At 31.4% G+C, this 17,030-nt stretch carries 11 protein-coding genes; 9 read left to right on the top strand and 2 right to left on the bottom strand.

All coding sequences use genetic code 11. The features are described 5' to 3' along the window. Nucleotides 1-30 precede the first annotated feature (30 nt). The 9 genes from HKP59_RS03095 (at nucleotide 31) to HKP59_RS03055 (ending at nucleotide 13,937) form a co-directional block, all read left to right on the top strand. Entirely contained in the window at nucleotides 31-1,890 is a 1,860-nt protein-coding gene (locus HKP59_RS03095) for a glycoside hydrolase family 13 protein (protein WP_291803326.1), read from the top strand. Nucleotides 1,891-1,893: 3 nt separating this feature from the next. After that, nucleotides 1,894-2,862, top strand: a complete 969-nt coding sequence (locus tag HKP59_RS03090) for an alpha/beta hydrolase-fold protein (RefSeq protein WP_291803324.1) — start codon at nucleotides 1,894-1,896, stop codon at nucleotides 2,860-2,862. Between the two features lie 6 nt (nucleotides 2,863-2,868). Next, nucleotides 2,869-5,241 carry a TIM-barrel domain-containing protein gene (locus HKP59_RS03085; RefSeq protein ID WP_291803323.1) on the top strand — a complete coding sequence of 791 codons (2,373 nt, stop codon included), beginning with the start codon at nucleotides 2,869-2,871 and terminating at the stop codon, nucleotides 5,239-5,241. A 5-nt stretch (nucleotides 5,242-5,246) separates the two neighbouring features. Then, entirely contained in the window at nucleotides 5,247-6,917 is a 1,671-nt protein-coding gene (locus HKP59_RS03080) for an alpha-amylase family glycosyl hydrolase (protein ID WP_291803321.1), read from the top strand. 1 nt (nucleotide 6,918) lies between these two features. After that, nucleotides 6,919-8,994 (top strand): glycoside hydrolase family 97 protein, encoded by a 2,076-nt coding sequence (locus HKP59_RS03075; RefSeq protein ID WP_291803319.1) that lies wholly within the window; start codon nucleotides 6,919-6,921, stop codon nucleotides 8,992-8,994. 4 nt (nucleotides 8,995-8,998) lie between these two features. Beyond that, nucleotides 8,999-10,876 (top strand): alpha-amylase family glycosyl hydrolase, encoded by a 1,878-nt coding sequence (locus HKP59_RS03070; protein ID WP_291803317.1) that lies wholly within the window; start codon nucleotides 8,999-9,001, stop codon nucleotides 10,874-10,876. Nucleotides 10,877-11,025: 149 nt separating this feature from the next. Continuing rightward, a complete protein-coding gene (pfkA, locus tag HKP59_RS03065) occupies nucleotides 11,026-12,012 on the top strand; it encodes a 6-phosphofructokinase (RefSeq protein WP_291803316.1) in 987 nt (328 codons plus the stop codon). A gap of 39 nt (nucleotides 12,013-12,051) precedes the next feature. Further along, the gene (gene gap, locus HKP59_RS03060; RefSeq protein WP_291803315.1) at nucleotides 12,052-13,056 is read left to right on the top strand and encodes a type I glyceraldehyde-3-phosphate dehydrogenase; all 1,005 of its coding nucleotides are present in this window, start codon (nucleotides 12,052-12,054) and stop codon (nucleotides 13,054-13,056) included. Nucleotides 13,057-13,076: 20 nt separating this feature from the next. Continuing rightward, a complete protein-coding gene (locus HKP59_RS03055; RefSeq protein WP_291803313.1) occupies nucleotides 13,077-13,937 on the top strand; it encodes an N-acetylglucosamine kinase in 861 nt (286 codons plus the stop codon). Here HKP59_RS03055 and murF read toward each other — a convergent pair. Together murF and gldJ are read right to left on the bottom strand one after the other, a co-directional pair. After that, on the bottom strand, nucleotides 13,923-15,185 hold the full coding sequence (gene murF, locus HKP59_RS03050; RefSeq protein WP_291803311.1) for a UDP-N-acetylmuramoyl-tripeptide--D-alanyl-D-alanine ligase: 1,263 nt from the start codon (nucleotides 15,183-15,185) through the stop codon (nucleotides 13,923-13,925). The genes HKP59_RS03055 and murF overlap by 15 nt on opposite strands. A 64-nt stretch (nucleotides 15,186-15,249) precedes the next feature. Next, a complete protein-coding gene (gene gldJ, locus HKP59_RS03045; RefSeq protein ID WP_363288713.1) occupies nucleotides 15,250-16,956 on the bottom strand; it encodes a gliding motility lipoprotein GldJ in 1,707 nt (568 codons plus the stop codon). Nucleotides 16,957-17,030 lie beyond the last annotated feature (74 nt).

Below are 17,030 nucleotides of genomic sequence, written 5' to 3'. Positions count from 1 at the left end.
AGAATTATAAATCTTAAATAATTTAGTTAGATGAAAAAAGTAGCCTTTATAATTGTATTGTTTATCAGTAGTTCAATATTTTCTCAAGTTAAAAAAATGGAACCGCCCTTTTGGTGGATTGGAATGAAAAATACTCAATTAGAACTCATGATTTATGGAGAAGGCATTTCTAAGTATAAACCTTCAATTGAAAATACTTCTGTTAAATTGGTTGAGGTTAAAAGAACTGAAAATGACAATTATTTATTCTTAAAGTTAAATCTAGAAAATGCAAAGTCAGGTATTTTTAAAATTGATTTTTTAAAAAGTGGACGAAGAAACAATTTCGCATTAGAATACGAATTAAAAGAACGTGTATCAAATTCTGAAAAAAGAGAAGGTTTTAATAGTTCTGATGTTATTTATTTAATAACTCCAGATCGTTTTGCAAATGCTGATACTTCAAATGACATTGTAAAAGCATTAAAGGAGACTAAAATTGACAGAAAAAATGATTATGCTCGTCATGGAGGCGATATAAAAGGAATCACAAATCATATTGATTATATAGATGAGATGGGGTTTACAGCTATATGGTCTACACCAGTTTTGACAAACGATATGAAACAAAGTTCCTATCACGGATACGCAATTACAGATTTATATCAGCCAGATCCAAGATTTGGAACCTTGGATGAATATATTGAGTTAGCCAAAAAATCGAAAGAAAAGGGAATTAAATTAGTTATGGATCAAGTGGCCAATCACATTGGAAGTGAGCATTGGTGGATGAAAGATTTACCAGCAAATGATTGGATTAATTATCAAACTGAATTTTTAGAAGGGGAAATAGTGACTACAAACCATAGGCGAACAACAAATCAAGATAGTTATGCAGCTATAGTCGATTCAGAGCGTATGACAGAAGGTTGGTTCGTTTCAACTATGCCAGATTTAAATCAACGTAATTCTTTACTATCTAACTATTTAATTCAAAATAGTATATGGTGGGTTGAATTGTTAGATTTAGGAGGAATTCGTCAAGATACCTACCCTTATCCCGATAAAGAGTTTATGAGTAAATGGGCAGGAGCAATTATGACTGAGTATCCAAATTTTAGTATTGTAGGAGAGGAGTGGAGTCTAAATCCGTTATTGGTTGGTTATTGGCAAGATGGTCATATTAATAAAGATGGATATAAATCAAACTTAACATCTTCTATGGATTTTCCTATGCAGCGAGCTATTGTTGAAGGACTGAATGAAGATGAAACTTGGGGAACGGGATTTGTTAAAATGTATGAAGGTTTGGCAAACGATTTTTCATATACAAATCCAAGTAAAATTATGATTTTTCCTGACAACCATGATATGAGCAGAATTTTTACTCAGTTAAATGAAGATATTACAAAAACTAAAATGGCTTTGGGATATATATTAGCCTTACCAAGAATTTCTCAAATTTATTATGGAACTGAGATTTTGTTAAGTGATGCAGCAAAACCAGGTGACCATGGTTTAATTAGAACTGATTTCCCAGGTGGTTGGAAAAAAGATAAAGTAAATGCATTTACCGGAAAAGGTTTGAGTTCAGACCAAAAAGAGATGCAATCTTTCTTAAAAAAAGTACTAAATTATCGTAAAAATAGTGAAGCAATCCATTCAGGAAAAACAATCCATTTTGCACCTGAAAAAGGTGTTTATGTGTTATTTAGAATATTAGATGATGAAGTAGTTGCTTTTATTTTAAACAAAAATGAAAAAGAACTTACATTAGATTTGAATAGGTTTGATGAGATTGGTTTGAAAGGAAAAGAAGTTAGAAACATTATTTCAAATGAAAAATTTGTTTGGGAAGATTCTTTAAAGATTGATAAAAAAGGTATTATTATGTTAACTTCAAAAAAGTAAGCAATGAAATTTTTTAAAAGTAGTTTGCTTTTTGTAATCGTTTTTGTCTTGTTTTCTTGTGAAGAAAAGCAACAAAAAGTTAAGTCAAAGGTTTCAATTGAAATTTCTGATTATTCAGCAAATTTAAGTTCAGGTACAATTAAACGTATTGATAGTTTTCCTTCAAAATATGTACGTCCAAGAACTGTTGATATTTGGTTACCAAATAACTATAATACGAATAAAAAATATGCTGTTTTGTATATGCACGATGGTCAAATGTTGTTTGATGCTGAAACTACTTGGAACAAACAAGAATGGGATGTAGATAGAATAATTGGTGGATTAATAGATTCATCAAAAATTAGAGACTGCATTGTTATTGCGATGTGGAACCATTCTGATATTCGGCATACAGAATATTACCCACAGAAACCTTTTGATTTACTACCTCAAAAATTTAAAGATTCAATTTTTGAAACAGCTACAAAACAATTTGGAACTGAGTTTAAAGGAATTCAGTCTGATGCATATTTAAAATTTATTGTTGAAGAAGTAAAACCATTTGTAGATACTAATTTTTCTACACTTACAACCCTTGAAAATACCTTTATAGCCGGTTCAAGTATGGGAGGATTAATTTCAATGTATGCTTTGTGTGAATATCCAACAATATTTGGAGGAGCTGCTTGCTTATCAACACATTGGATTGGCTTTATGCCGCAAGAAAACAGTCCGGTTCCAGCATCTTTCTTTAGTTATTTGGAGCAAAATTTACCTTCTCCTAAAACTCATAAAATATACTTTGATTATGGAACAAGTACACTAGATGAGTTTTATTTGCCTTATCAGCAAGGTGTTGATGATGTTTTAATATTAAAAGGTTTTGATGATACAACTTCAAAAAACTTAAGATTTGAAGGTCACGATCATTCTGAAAATTCTTGGAATAAACGTTTTCAAATTCCAGTTGAGTTTTTATTAACCAATTAAAAACGAATGAAAAATTTAAAATTAGTATTTCTATTTATATCGTTTAGTTTTTTTCTAAATGCGCAAAATTCACAACGTAAATTTGAAAGTATTACGGCTTATAAAACCTATGTAGAAGTAAAAACTAACGATGGACTTTATAGGTTTCAACCTTATGGAAATGAGATTATAGAAACATCATTTATACCTAGAGGAGAAAAGTTTCAGCCAAATTCTCACGCGTTAGCACTAAAGCCTCAATTTGTTGAAATGAAATTGATTGAAGGTACTTTAGAAACTGAAATTCAAATGAAAAATATTTCAGTAAAAATTGAGCATACACCGTTTAAAGTATCCTATTATTACAAAGGGAATTTATTAACTTCAGAGAAGAATGGATATTCGAAAAATGAATCATATGAAGTATTGGATTTTAATTTAACTGATAATGAAATCTTGTTTGGTGGCGGTGCACGAGCATTAGGAATGAATAGAAGAGGAAATAGATTACAGTTATACAATAGGGCACATTACGGTTACGAAACGCATTCTGAATTAATGAATTTCACAATTCCATTAGTATATTCCTCAAAAATGTATGCAATACATTTTGATAACGCGCCAATAGGTTACTTAGATTTGGACAGTAAAAAATCAAATACCTTATCCTATGAAACTATATCTGGACGCAAAACCTATCAAGTAATTGCAGGTGATAATTGGAAAAAATTAATAGAAAATTATGTAACCCTAACAGGAAAACAACCAATGATTCCTCGTTGGGCTTTAGGAAATTTTTCAAGTAGGTTTGGTTATCATTCACAAAATGAAACTATTCAAACAATTGAGAAATTTCAAGAAGAGGAGATTCCTGTAGATGCTATTATTATAGATTTATATTGGTTTGGGAAAGAATTAAAAGGAACCATGGGAAATTTTGAATTTGATAAAGATTCATTTCCAAATCCTAAAAAAATGATTTCCGATTTATCAAAAAAAGGAGTAAAAACAATTTTAATTACTGAACCTTTTGTGTTAACTACTTCAAGTAAATGGGACGAAGCTGTTGAAAAAAATATTTTAGGAGTTAACGATAAAGGAGAGCCTTATAAGTATGATTTTTACTTTGGAAATACTGGAATTATTGATATTTTCAAACCTGAAAGTAAACAATGGTTTTGGGATATTTATAAAAAATATACAAATTATGGAGTTGCCGGTTGGTGGGGAGATTTAGGTGAGCCTGAAGTACATCCATCGGACTTGTTACACGCTACAGGAACGGCTGATGAGGTTCATAATATTTATGGTCATAATTGGGCGAAATTAGTTTTTGAGGGGTATCAAAAAGATTTTCCAAATCAACGTCCGTTTATTCTCATGCGTGCAGGGTATTCAGGTTCGCAACAATATGGTTTAATACCTTGGTCTGGTGATGTAAATAGAACTTGGGGTGGCTTACAATCTCAGCCGGAAATTGCTTTACAAATGGGAATGCAAGGTTTAGGTTTTATGCATTCAGATTTGGGTGGTTTTGCAGGAGCAAATTTAGATGATGAATTGTATACTCGTTGGTTGCAATATGGTGTTTTTCAGCCAATTTACAGACCGCACGCACAGGAAGATGTACCTTCAGAACCCGTTTTTAGAGAACCAATTACAAAAGGTTTAGCAAAAAAATCTATTGAGCTACGTTACAGTTTGTTACCTTATAATTATACGCTAGCTTTTCAAAATAATCAAAAAGGAACGCCATTAATGCGTCCGTTGTTTTTTGAAGAAATGGGTAATGCTAAATTGTTTACAAATGATAAAACGTATTTGTGGGGAGAAAATATATTGGTAAGTCCAGTTTTAAAACCAGGATTAAAACAACAAGAAGTTTATTTTCCATCAAATTCAAATTGGTTCAATTTTTATACAGATAAAAAAATAGAAGGAGGCAAAACAGTTAGCGTTAAATTAGCGGAAGAAAGTATTCCTACCTATGTTCGTGGAGGTGCTTTTATGCCAATGATTCAACCAATTCAAAATACATCAACTTACAATTTAAATTCATTTGATTTACATTTCTATTTTGATGAAACGGTTTTAGAAAGTGAATATGAACTGTATAATGATGATGGAGAAACTCCAAACGCTTTCGAAAAAGGTAAATATGAAATTCTAGAATTTGAGAGTAAATTCAAAAATAATACTTTACGCATTGAAATTGAACCTGAATTAGGGGAGAATTATCAGTTTTCAAGTAAACTAATCAAATTAATAGTTCATAATATTTCAAAAATACCAAGAAAAGTACGAGGATATGAATTTACGTATCATAGAGAAAATAAAGTTCTTGAAATCCCAGTTTTAGTTACGAACACAAAAGAAAAGACGATAAAAATTAAATTTTAATACTTATGAAAAAATATATATTAATCGGCCTACTGATGGTTGTAGCAGCATGTTCCTCTGAGAAAAAAGAGGAAGGGTTATTAATTTCAACAAATGTAGAAACGCCATTTGTTTGGGAAGCAGCTAATATTTATTTTTTACTTACAGATAGATTTAACAATGGTGATACGTCAAATGATGTAAACTTCAGTAGAACAAAAGTAACGGGAACTTTACGTGGTTTTGAAGGTGGTGATATTATTGGAATCACTCAAAAAATTCAAGATGGTTATTTTTCTAATTTAGGTATTAATGCAATTTGGTTTACTCCAATTGTTGAACAAGTTCATGGAGAAGTTGACGAAGGCACAGGGGTAAGTTATGGGTATCACGGATATTGGGCAAAAGACTGGACGGCACTAGATCCAAATTTTGGAACTACAGAAGATTTAAAAAATTTGGTAGAGGTCGCTCATAAAAAGGGTATTCGAATTGTATTAGATGGGGTTATAAATCATACGGGCCCAGCAACAATTAAAGACCCAGTATGGCCAAATGATTGGGTGAGAACAGGTCCTCAATGTTCATACCAAGATTATGAATCTACGGTTTCTTGTACCTTAGTTAAGAATTTACCGGATATTAAAACGGGAGATAATCAATTTGTTGAACTCCCAAAACATTTAGTTGAAAAATGGAAATCAGAGGGTAGGTATGAGCAAGAAATGAAAGAGTTGGATGCCTTTTTTATGAGAACAGGTTACCCAAAAGCACCTCGTTTTTATATCATAAAATGGTTGACAGATTATATCTCTGAATATGGAATTGATGGGTATAGAGCAGATACAGTAAAGCATACAGAAGAATTTATTTGGGGCGAATTTATAACAGAATGTGAGTATGCATTTAAACAATGGAAAGAAAAGAATCCCGAGAAAGTTTTAGATACTAATAATTTTTATTTAGTTGGAGAAGTATATAATTACGGAATTAGCGGAGGTCAATTTTTTGATTTTGGAGATAAAAAAGTGAATTATTTTGAAAATGGGTTTAACAGTTTAATAAATTTTGAGTTTAAATGGAACGCTTCTCAAATGCCAACATATGAGGAATTATTTTCTAAATACGATTCAATTTTAAACAATGAATTAAAAGAATTTGGTATTTTAAATTATCTAACATCTCATGATGATGGCCAGCCTTTTGATAAAGACCGAACCAAAACTTTTGAAGCAGGAACTAAATTATTATTAAGTCCTGGAAGCTCACAAGTCTATTATGGTGATGAATCTGCAAGAAATTTAATTATTGAAGGAACAGTTGGAGATGCTACATTGCGTTCAAATATGAATTGGAATGATATTGAAACGAATGAGGAAACCAAATCGATATTGTTACATTATCAAAAATTAGGGAAATTCAGAAAGAATCATCCATCAATTGGAGCAGGAGTTCATAAAATGATAAGTGAACAACCATATGTTTTCCAAAGAATTTATTCAACAACTAATTATACAGATGCTGTTGTTGTTGGTTTAGATTTATCCAATGGTTCAAAGGAATTAAATGTAAATTCAATTTTTAAAAATGGAGATTTGGTTGTTGATGCGTATTCAGGTACTGAAGTTATTGTTAAAAATGGAATTGCAAAATTAGATACGGCATTTAATATTGTTTTATTAGAATTAAAAAAATAAGATGAGAATTTTTAAAATAAGTATCGTAGTCATTAGTACTATTTTATTTTCCTGTTCAAAAGAGACTAAAATTGAAACGAAAATTATTTCACCAAATAGCGCGATAGAAGTAATTTTCAATTTGACAAAGGACGGTCAGCCTAATTATACTATAAGTTATAAAAAGGGTGAGGTAATTAAGACTTCAACCTTAGGTTTCGATTTAAGAGAAGCAGCATCCTTAAAAGATAATTTTAAAATCATAAATGTAATTTCAAGCAGTTTTAATGAAACTTGGAAAATGCCTTGGGGAGAACAATTAGAAGTTGTAAATAATTACAATGAACTTAAAATAGAACTTCAAGAAACATCAGAATTAAAGCGAAAATTGAATATAACTTTTCGAGTTTATGACGATGGCTTAGGATTTAGATATGAATTTCCAGAGCAAAAAAACCTTTCTGAAGTTTTTATTACTGAAGAAAATACCGAGTTTAAATTAACAGCAGACCATAAAGTATGGTGGATTCCTGGTGATTGGGATATTTATGAGCATTTGTATAATACAACTCAATTTTCAGAAATTGATGCAATAGAAAAAGCAGCTCATGTAAATTTAGCACAAACTTCTATACCGGAAAACGCTGTGAACACTCCAGTTACAATGAAAACTAAAAGCGGATTACACTTAAGTTTTCATGAAGCAAGTTTGATTGATTATTCAGGTATGACTTTACAAGTTGATACTCTAAATTTTGTAATGAAAAGTAATTTGGTGGGTTCTGATAATTTGGATTATAAAGTGAAAAGAACAGTACCTTTCCATACACCTTGGCGTACCATTCAAATTGCTGAAAAAGCGAGTGATTTAATTGAATCTAATTTAATAGTAAACCTGAATGAACCAAGTAAATTGGATGATATTTCTTGGTTTAAGCCAACAAAATACACTGGTATTTGGTGGGAAATGCATTTAGGAAAATCGTCGTGGGATTTAGCTTCTGGAAAACACGGTGCAACTACTGAAAATGCAAAAGCATTTATAGATTTTTCAGCAAAAAACAATATCGGTGCAGTATTGGTTGAAGGTTGGAATACTGGATGGGAACACTGGATTGGCTTTGAGGATAGAGAAGGTGTTTTTGATTTTGTAACACCATATTCAGATTATGATTTAAAAGAAGTGGTGCGTTACGGAAAAGAAAAAGGAGTTGAGATTATTATGCATCACGAAACTTCGGCGGCAACAGAAACGTATGAAAAGCAACAAGATACGGCGTATGCATTAATGCAAAGTTTAGGAATACACTCCGTAAAAACGGGTTATGTTGGTAAAATATTACCTAAAGGAGAATATCATCACGGGCAATATATGGTAAACCAGTATAACAATGCAGTTATTAAAGCGGCAAAATACCAAGTGGCAATAAATGCTCATGAACCTATAAAAGCTACAGGTTTACGAAGAACATATCCAAACACAATTTCAAGAGAAGGCTTGAGAGGACAAGAATTTAACGCCTGGGCTCAAGATGGCGGAAATCCACCTGAGCATTTGTCAATTGTGGCTTTTACAAGAATGTTAGCTGGTCCAATTGATTTTACACCAGGAATTTTTGATATAAAATTTGATAAATATAAAACTGCAAATCAAGTAAATACAACCATAGCACAACAATTAGCATTGTATGTTGTAATATATAGTCCTGTGCAAATGGCAGCAGATTTGATTGAAAACTATGAAGGAAATCCGGCATTGCAATTTATTCGAGATGTAGGAGTAGATTGGCAGCAAACTAAAGTTTTGAATGGTGAAATAGGTGATTTTGTAACCATAGCTCGACAAGAAAGAAACTCTAATAATTGGTTTGTTGGTGGTATTACCGATGAAAACTCTAGAACACTTGTAATTGATTTCAGCTTTTTGGAGAAAGGAGTTACCTACGAAGCAACAATTTATGAAGATGGAAAGGATGCTCACTGGGATAAGAATCCAACAAGTTTAACTATTAGAACAATAGAAATATCTAATACATCCAAAGAAATTGTCAAACTTGCCGAAGGTGGTGGATTTGCAATTAGCTTATTAAAAAAATAATACCATGAAAAAAATACTCATCATAAGTTTTATAAGTCTATTTGTTATTTTTGTGGCTTGTAATCAAGAAAAAAAAGAGATCGAAAAAACTATGCAGTCTAAAAAAAATCATAAAGAAGTTGTTTATCAGGTTTTTACTCGGTTATTTGGTAATACCAATAAATTGAATAAGCCTTGGGGTACCTTAGAAGAAAATGGTGTAGGTAAGTTTAACGATTTTACTGAGAAAGCACTTCTTGAAATTAAAAATTTGGGTGTAACACATATTTGGTACACGGGTGTTTTACACCATGCTACAATTACAGATTACACTGCTTTTGGAATTTCAAATGACGATCCAGATATTGTTAAAGGTCGTGCAGGGTCACCTTATGCTGTAAAGGATTATTACAATGTAAATCCGGATTTAGCTGTAGACCCAGCAAAACGATTGGAAGAATTTGAGGAATTGATTGAGCGCACACATAGCACAGGAATGAAAGTTCTTATTGATATTGTTCCAAATCATATTGCTCGTGGGTATGAAGGAAAAACAAATCCAAAAGGGATAAGTGATTTTGGTGCTAATGATAATAAAAATGTTGAGTACGAGAAAAATAATAACTTTTATTATATCCCTGGCGAAGATTTTAAAGTTCCAATCTGGCAAAATAATTATCAACCATTAGGAGGTGAAGCAAATGAGCTTTCAGATCGAAAATTTGAAGAAAAACCTGCAAAATGGACTGGAAATGGATCACGTTTGGCACAACCAAGTTTTTATGATTGGTATGAAACAGTAAAAATTAATTACGGTATAAAACCTGATGGGAGCAAGGATTTTGTAGAACTTCCATACGAATTTGGAAGTAAGGATTATAAAGAACATTTTGACTTTTGGGAAGGAAAAGAAGTTCCAGATTCTTGGAATAAATTTAAAGATATAGCACTATATTGGATAGATAAAGGTGTTGATGGCTTTAGATATGATATGGCAGAAATGGTTCCTGTTGAATTTTGGAGTTATATGAATTCTGCAATAAAAATGAAAAATTCTGAGGCTTTTTTGTTAGCTGAAGTCTATAACCCATCCTTATATAGAGATTACATATTTAAGGGTAAAATGGATTATTTGTATGATAAAGTGGCATTATACGACAGCATAAAGCATATAATGCAAGGGCATGGCTGGACAGATCATTTGCCTGGAATTCAAACAGATTTAGTAGATATTGAACATCATATGCTCCATTTTTTAGAAAACCATGATGAACAACGAATTGCTAGTTCTGATTTTGCAGGTTTAGCGGAAAAAGGTAAGCCAGCAATGGTTGTTTCAACAACAATTAGCACATCTCCAACAATGATTTATTTTGGTCAAGAAGTGGGGGAGCCAGGGGCTGAAAATGCTGGTTTTGGAAGTCCAACCAGAACATCTATTTTCGATTATATAGGAGTTCCTCATCATCAAAGGTGGATGAATAATGGGGAATTTGATGGTGCACAATTATCAAAAAAAGAACGAAGTTTAAGAGGTTTTTACAAGAAATTATTGAATTTTTCAATTAGTAGTAGTGCTTTAATGGGTGATTATAAGGAGATTCATTTCTTCAATCGAGAACAAACTCAAAACTACAATCACCGTGTATTTTCATTTGTACGATGGTCTGCAAAGGAAAAATTAATAATTGTATCAAATTTTGATGCTGAAGAGAGTTATGATTTTGAATTACAAATTCCAGAAAATATTATTGCAGCTTGGAATTTGAAAGATGGAACCTATGGTTTAGTAGATCAGTTATACGATTCGCCTTCTTCCGAATTGAAAGTTGAGCACGGTAAAGGATTTATAAAAATAAAAATAAACACTTTAGAATCTTTCATTCTAAAAGTAAAAAATTAGAAAAATTAATAGAGTTTAAATAGTTAAAAGAATATGTTTTAGATAGGATTTTTTCTTTAATTTTGAAGCGAAATCGTTTTAGTGAATAAAGGCTATATTTGTAGGAAGAAAATCCTTTAAAAAGTAATTTTGTGACATATTTTTAATTAATGAATGAACCTATAAAAAAGATTGCAGTTCTAACCTCAGGTGGAGATGCTCCAGGTATGAACGCAGCTATAAGAGCGGTAGTCAGAGCATGTAGTTATTATAGTATTGAATGTGTTGGAGTTTATAGAGGATATCAAGGTTTAATTGAGGGTGATTTTGAAATTATTTCATCACGAAACGTTAGTAATATTATCAACAAAGGTGGTACAATTTTAAAATCTGCTCGTTCTTTAGAATTTAAGACTAAAGAGGGAAGAGCAAAGGCGTATAAGAACCTTAAAGAACATGGAGTTGGAGGTTTAATTCTAATTGGAGGTGATGGTACTTTTACAGGTGGATTGAAATTTATGCAAGAATTTAATTTTCCGTTAGTAGGTATCCCAGGAACGATTGATAATGATATTTATGGAACTGACAATACAATTGGCTATGACACAGCATTAAATACAGTTGTTGAGGTTATTGATAAAATTAGGGACACAGCAAGTTCTCACAATAGATTGTTTTTTATTGAAGTAATGGGAAGAGATGCTGGTTTTATAGCACTAAATGCAGGTATTGGAGCGGGGGCAGAAGAAATTTTAATTCCTGAAAAAAATATAGGATTAGAAAAGTTTGTGGAGTCTCTTAACAAAGGTAAAGATAGTGGAAAAACATCGAGTATTGTTGTTGTTTCTGAAGGAGACAAAATTGGAAAGAATGTTTTTGAATTAGCAGATCATATCACGGAAAGTTTTCCTGAATATGATATAAGAGTTTCTGTTTTAGGTCATATGCAGCGTGGAGGTTCTCCAAGTTGTTTTGATAGAGTACTAGCAAGCAGGTTGGGAGTTGCGGCGGTTGAAGCGTTATTAGATAAATCAACAGGTGTAATGATTGGAATTACAGAAAATAAAATATCAAAGGTAGAGCTTGAAAAAGCAATTAAAATGAATAATGATATTAACAAAGAATTATTAAAAGTTGCTGAAATAACTTCAGTATAAATAGAGAATAATAATAGAAATCAATAAAAATAAATTAAAATGTCAACAGTTAAAATAGGAATTAACGGATTTGGTAGAATTGGAAGAATTGCTTTTAGAGTAGCAGCAAGTAGACCAAATGTAGAAGTAGTAGGAATTAATGATTTATTAGCAGTAGATCATTTAGCATATTTATTAAAATATGATTCAGTTCATGGACAATTTGATGGAACCATTGAAGTGAAAAATGGAAATCTAGTAGTAAACGGAAATGAAATTAGAGTTTCTGCAGAACGTAACCCAGAAGATTTGAAGTGGGATGCCGTAGGAGCTGAGGTGGTACTAGACTGTACAGGAATTTTTACAAATCTTGAAGGAGCTCAAAAACACATTACTGCTGGAGCTAAAAAAGTGGCAATTTCTGCCCCATCGGCAGATGCACCAATGTTTGTTATGGGTGTAAATCATAAAAATATTACAGCTGCAGATACCATAGTATCAAATGCATCTTGTACAACCAACTGTTTAGCTCCAATAGCTAAAGTTATTAATGATAAATTTGGAATAGTTGAAGGTTTAATGACAACTGTTCATGCTGCAACAGCAACTCAATTTACAGTTGATGGTCCTTCTAAAAAAGATTTTAGATTAGGTCGTGCATCATTAAACAACATTGTACCAGCATCAACAGGAGCTGCAAAAGCAGTAGGGAAAGTAATTCCTGAATTAAATGGAAAATTAACAGGTATGGCATTTAGAGTTCCAACTGTTGATGTATCTGTAGTTGATTTAACTGTAAGATTAGAAAAAGGTGCGTCTTTTGAAGAGGTAAAAGCAGCTATTAAAGATGCTTCTGAAAATGAATTAAAAGGAATTTTAGGATATACAGAAGAGGGTGTTGTATCTCAAGATTTTGTATCTGAACCAAGAACATCTGTTTTTGATGCAAATGCAAGTATTGGGCTAAATGACAATTTTGTTAAATTAGTATCTTGGTATGATAATGAGTTTGGTTATTCAACTAAATTAGTAGATTTAGCTGAGTATATTCACTCAATTAAATAAATAAATTTAATTCACAAAAAATGATTTTACTAGCAGATGGTGGTTCAACCAAAGCTGATTGGATTCTTTTAGATAATTCAGGAAAACAAATATTTAAGACGAGAACCGAAGGTTTAAATCCTGAAATATTAAATACTGAGTTGATATTTAGTAGAATTCAAGAAAATCAAGATTTAATGAGTTGCAAAGAAAGTATAACAAATGTTTATTTCTATGGTGCGGGTTGTGGTACGGAAAGACTTACTAGTCTTTTAGCTTCTACTTTTAAATCATTTTTTGTGAATGCTAAAATTGTTGTTAAAGAGGATACATATGCCGCAGTTTATGCGGTGACTTCAAAACCAGGAATTGTATGTATTCTGGGTACAGGATCTAATAGTTGTTATTTTGATGGTGAGAATGTTGACGCTAGAGTACCTTCATTAGGTTATATATTAATGGATGAAGCAAGTGGTAATTATTTTGGAAAAAAGTTAATTAGAGATTATTATTACCATAAGATGCCAAAAGAAATTGCGAAACAATTCGAAGAGGAATTCGATTTAGATGCGGATACTATTAAAAGAAATATTTACAAAGAAGAAAATCCAAATGCATATTTAGCCCATTTTGCTGAATTTATTTTAAAAAATAAGCGTAATTGCTATTTTAATAAAATCTTACATAAGGGAATGAAAGATTTCTTTAAAAATAGAATTTTACCATATTCAGAGTCTAGTAAAGTTCCAGTTCATTTCGTCGGATCTATTGCATTTTTTGCACAAGATATTATTACCGATGTTGCGAGATATCATATGATTAATGTTGGCAATATTGTTAGAAGACCAATAGATGGTTTAATAGAACATCATAGAGAAAAATTAAAGTTAGAACAAGTCTAAAACACGTTCTAAAGCCATTCCTCTAGACCCTTTGATAAGAACCGTAGCATTATTAATTTGTAAATGACCATTAAAAGAAGTTTTGAAATTTTCAAAGCTATCATAGATAAACGCATCTTTTGCTTTAGTATTAGAAAAGGCTTTTCCTATTAGGTAAATCTTATCAAAATTATAGTGAATAGCTAAATCAGCAATTTTCTGATGTTCTTTTTTGCTGTCTTCTCCTAATTCAAACATATCTCCCAAAAATACTATTTTACGACTATCTTTTAATTGATGAAAATTTTCTAGAGCGGCTTGCATACTAGTTGGGTTTGCATTATAAGCATCTAAAATAATACGCGTAGAACCCTTTTCTATGATTTGAGAGCGATTATTTGTTGGAGTATAATTTTCAATAGCATTTTTAATATTTTGTGTTGATACTTTAAAATAGTCTCCTATGGCTATTGCTGCAGCAATATTCGTATAATTATATTTTCCAATTAATCTGCTCTTAATTTGTATGTTTTTAAATTGAATTATAACAAATGGACTAGCCTCTTTAAATTCAATTTTTTCTTGATTAAAGTATATAGACTTAATACCTTTTGCCTGCTTCAGCTGCAATTTATCATCTTTATTTAAAAAAGCTATTCCACCTGAGTTTCTTAAGGAATCATACAATTCAGACTTCCCTTTAATAATTCCTTTTACCCCTCCAAATCCTTCTAAATGAGCTTTTCCAAAGTTTGTTATATAACCGAAATTTGGTTTGGCAATATGACATAAAAATTCTATCTCTTTTACATGATTTGCACCCATTTCAACAATACCAATTTCAGTTGTGGGTGTCATTGATAAAATAGTGAGTGGTACTCCAATATGATTATTTAAATTACCACTAGTTGCTACAGTATTGTATTTTTGACGTAGAACAGCATTTATTAGTTCCTTTGTGGTTGTTTTCCCATTACTTCCTGTAAGTGAAATAATAGGAATATCGAGCTGTTTTCTATGGAAATTAGCCAAATTTTGAAGTTCTTCAAGGGCATTTTCTACTAGAATTGTTTTTGAATTTATGTTATATTTGGCATCATCAATAACAGCATAGCTAGCTCCATTTTTTAGCGCATCAATTGCAAATATATTTCCATTAAAGTTTTCGCCTTTTAGCGCAAAATAAATACTTCCATTTCTTATTTTACGTGAATCTGTATCAACCAAATGAGATGTACAGTATAGCTTATATAATTCTTCAATTTTCATAGTTTAAATATAAAAAAAACCTCACTGAATATTCAATGAGGCTTTTATTATTTCAAATAATCTGTTAATATCTAATTTTAGTTGTTGTTGGTTTTCTCCTTTTCGGAGTCATTGTACCTAATCGATCGGTTGCACATCTAAAACCAATATAATTTGTAGCCATATATTCTGGTAAATATCTTCTTTGAGAAGGATCTAACCAGTATTCTCTATCTTTCCAAGAACCACCTTTATAAACTCGTGATTTATCACTTATTAGAGTTGTTCTTTTTTCTTCATCATATTGTTGCATTAATAAACCACTTTCACCAATAACTCTTGGTTTAATTGGAGAGTTATACATTCTAGGTTTTGTTTCTAACTCATCTTCATCTTTATTGTATAATTTTGTAGAGGCTAAATCCCCATCTCTAGAATCAACGTTATAAGCTTTTTCATAATTATTTCTCATATATGCATCACGGTCAGAAATTGGTACATATTTAATACTACCTGGTAAATTTTTAGGTATTATTTTTCCATTATCTAATGTGTCATATTCTATGGAAGCATCATCAACCATCACAACTTTTCCGTCTTCACCAATCATTTTTTTAGTAAAAATATTACCTCTAAAATAATTAAAATCATTCGCGTCATTATCTACAATTGGTCTATAAACGTCAGCAACCCATTCAGCCACATTTCCAGACATATCGTATAGCCCAAATGCGTTTGGATCGTATTGTTTCACTCTGTTTGTTATATCTGCACCATCATTACTCCATCCAGGTATTCCACTGTAATCTCCTTTCCCTTGTTTAAAGTTAGCGAGTTGATCACCTTTAACTCTTTTATTTTTGTTACGAGTATATTTACCGTCCCACGCATATTTTTTCCGTCCTCTTATATTATTATATTCTCTTTTTTCAATAATAGCTTTTGCTGCATATTCCCATTCTGACTCTGTTGGTAATCTAAATTTAGGTGCTAAAACACCATCAGCTACTTTTACATGTCTTCCAGTAAAAGCTCCTCTAGAAGGTCTTGATTGCCCTTTTTTTCTTTTAGTATTAGAGGGTAGTCCTTTGTTATATATTGTTGAGTCTCCATTAAACAATAAATATGGATTTTCTAAGTAGCTATCTGTAGTAAAATTGTTTTGACCTTTTACTTCAAGAGAATCACTTTCAAATAATGGATTCAAAACATTAATATCCATCAATATTTTTTCATTTACACGATCACTTCTCCATTTGCAATATTGTGTTGCTTGAATCCAGCTAACACCAACTACCGGATAGTCTGCATATGCAGGGTGTCTTAAATAATTTTCAGTAAGCAATTCATTAGATCCTAATACATCTCTCCAAACCAGCGTATCTGGAACTGCAGAAAGATAAATATCTTTATAGTTTAAATCACTAGGAGGGAAAACTTTTTCCATCCATTCTAAGTAAAATAAATATTCAGAATTTGTAACTTCAGACTCATCAAGGTAAAATGATCTTACTTGTTGTTTTATGGGAGTTGTATTCCAATCAAATAAAACATCATCCTGAACATGTCCCATCGTAAATGCTCCACCTTCAATTAGCACCATACCTGGTGGTGAAATTTGACCTCTAAAATTAGTATTTGAAGAAAATCCTGCAGCTGCTTTATCTTTCGCATCCCAACCGGTTAATGCAGATTTATTTCTGGAAGTTCTATTATGGCAACTAACGAATAACAGTGTGGCTAAAACTATTACTAAAACTCGCGTTACGTTAAATAAATTTTTCATGCTCATGTTCACTTATTAGGGTTTAATAACTCGCAATTTACATTAAATAAATTTTTTCACAAGAAATTATTTTAATAAAA

The sequence above is a fragment of the Lutibacter sp. genome, assembly GCF_013041805.1.
Classification (GTDB): Bacteria; Bacteroidota; Bacteroidia; order Flavobacteriales; family Flavobacteriaceae; genus Lutibacter.
This window is presented reverse-complemented; position numbering and strand designations above follow the sequence as displayed.

What these genes read in the sequence shown, in the direction of transcription:
- gldJ (WP_363288713.1), bottom strand. Translation starts at nt 16,956, where the DNA reads ATGAGCATGAAAAATTTATTTAACGTAACGCGAGTTTTAGTAATAGTT.
- HKP59_RS03090 (WP_291803324.1), top strand. Translation starts at nt 1,894, where the DNA reads ATGAAATTTTTTAAAAGTAGTTTGCTTTTTGTAATCGTTTTTGTCTTG.
- pfkA (WP_291803316.1), top strand. Translation starts at nt 11,026, where the DNA reads ATGAATGAACCTATAAAAAAGATTGCAGTTCTAACCTCAGGTGGAGAT.
- murF (WP_291803311.1), bottom strand. Translation starts at nt 15,185, where the DNA reads ATGAAAATTGAAGAATTATATAAGCTATACTGTACATCTCATTTGGTT.
- HKP59_RS03075 (WP_291803319.1), top strand. Translation starts at nt 6,919, where the DNA reads ATGAGAATTTTTAAAATAAGTATCGTAGTCATTAGTACTATTTTATTT.
- HKP59_RS03080 (WP_291803321.1), top strand. Translation starts at nt 5,247, where the DNA reads ATGAAAAAATATATATTAATCGGCCTACTGATGGTTGTAGCAGCATGT.
- HKP59_RS03070 (WP_291803317.1), top strand. Translation starts at nt 8,999, where the DNA reads ATGAAAAAAATACTCATCATAAGTTTTATAAGTCTATTTGTTATTTTT.
- HKP59_RS03055 (WP_291803313.1), top strand. Translation starts at nt 13,077, where the DNA reads ATGATTTTACTAGCAGATGGTGGTTCAACCAAAGCTGATTGGATTCTT.
- gap (WP_291803315.1), top strand. Translation starts at nt 12,052, where the DNA reads ATGTCAACAGTTAAAATAGGAATTAACGGATTTGGTAGAATTGGAAGA.
- HKP59_RS03085 (WP_291803323.1), top strand. Translation starts at nt 2,869, where the DNA reads ATGAAAAATTTAAAATTAGTATTTCTATTTATATCGTTTAGTTTTTTT.
- HKP59_RS03095 (WP_291803326.1), top strand. Translation starts at nt 31, where the DNA reads ATGAAAAAAGTAGCCTTTATAATTGTATTGTTTATCAGTAGTTCAATA.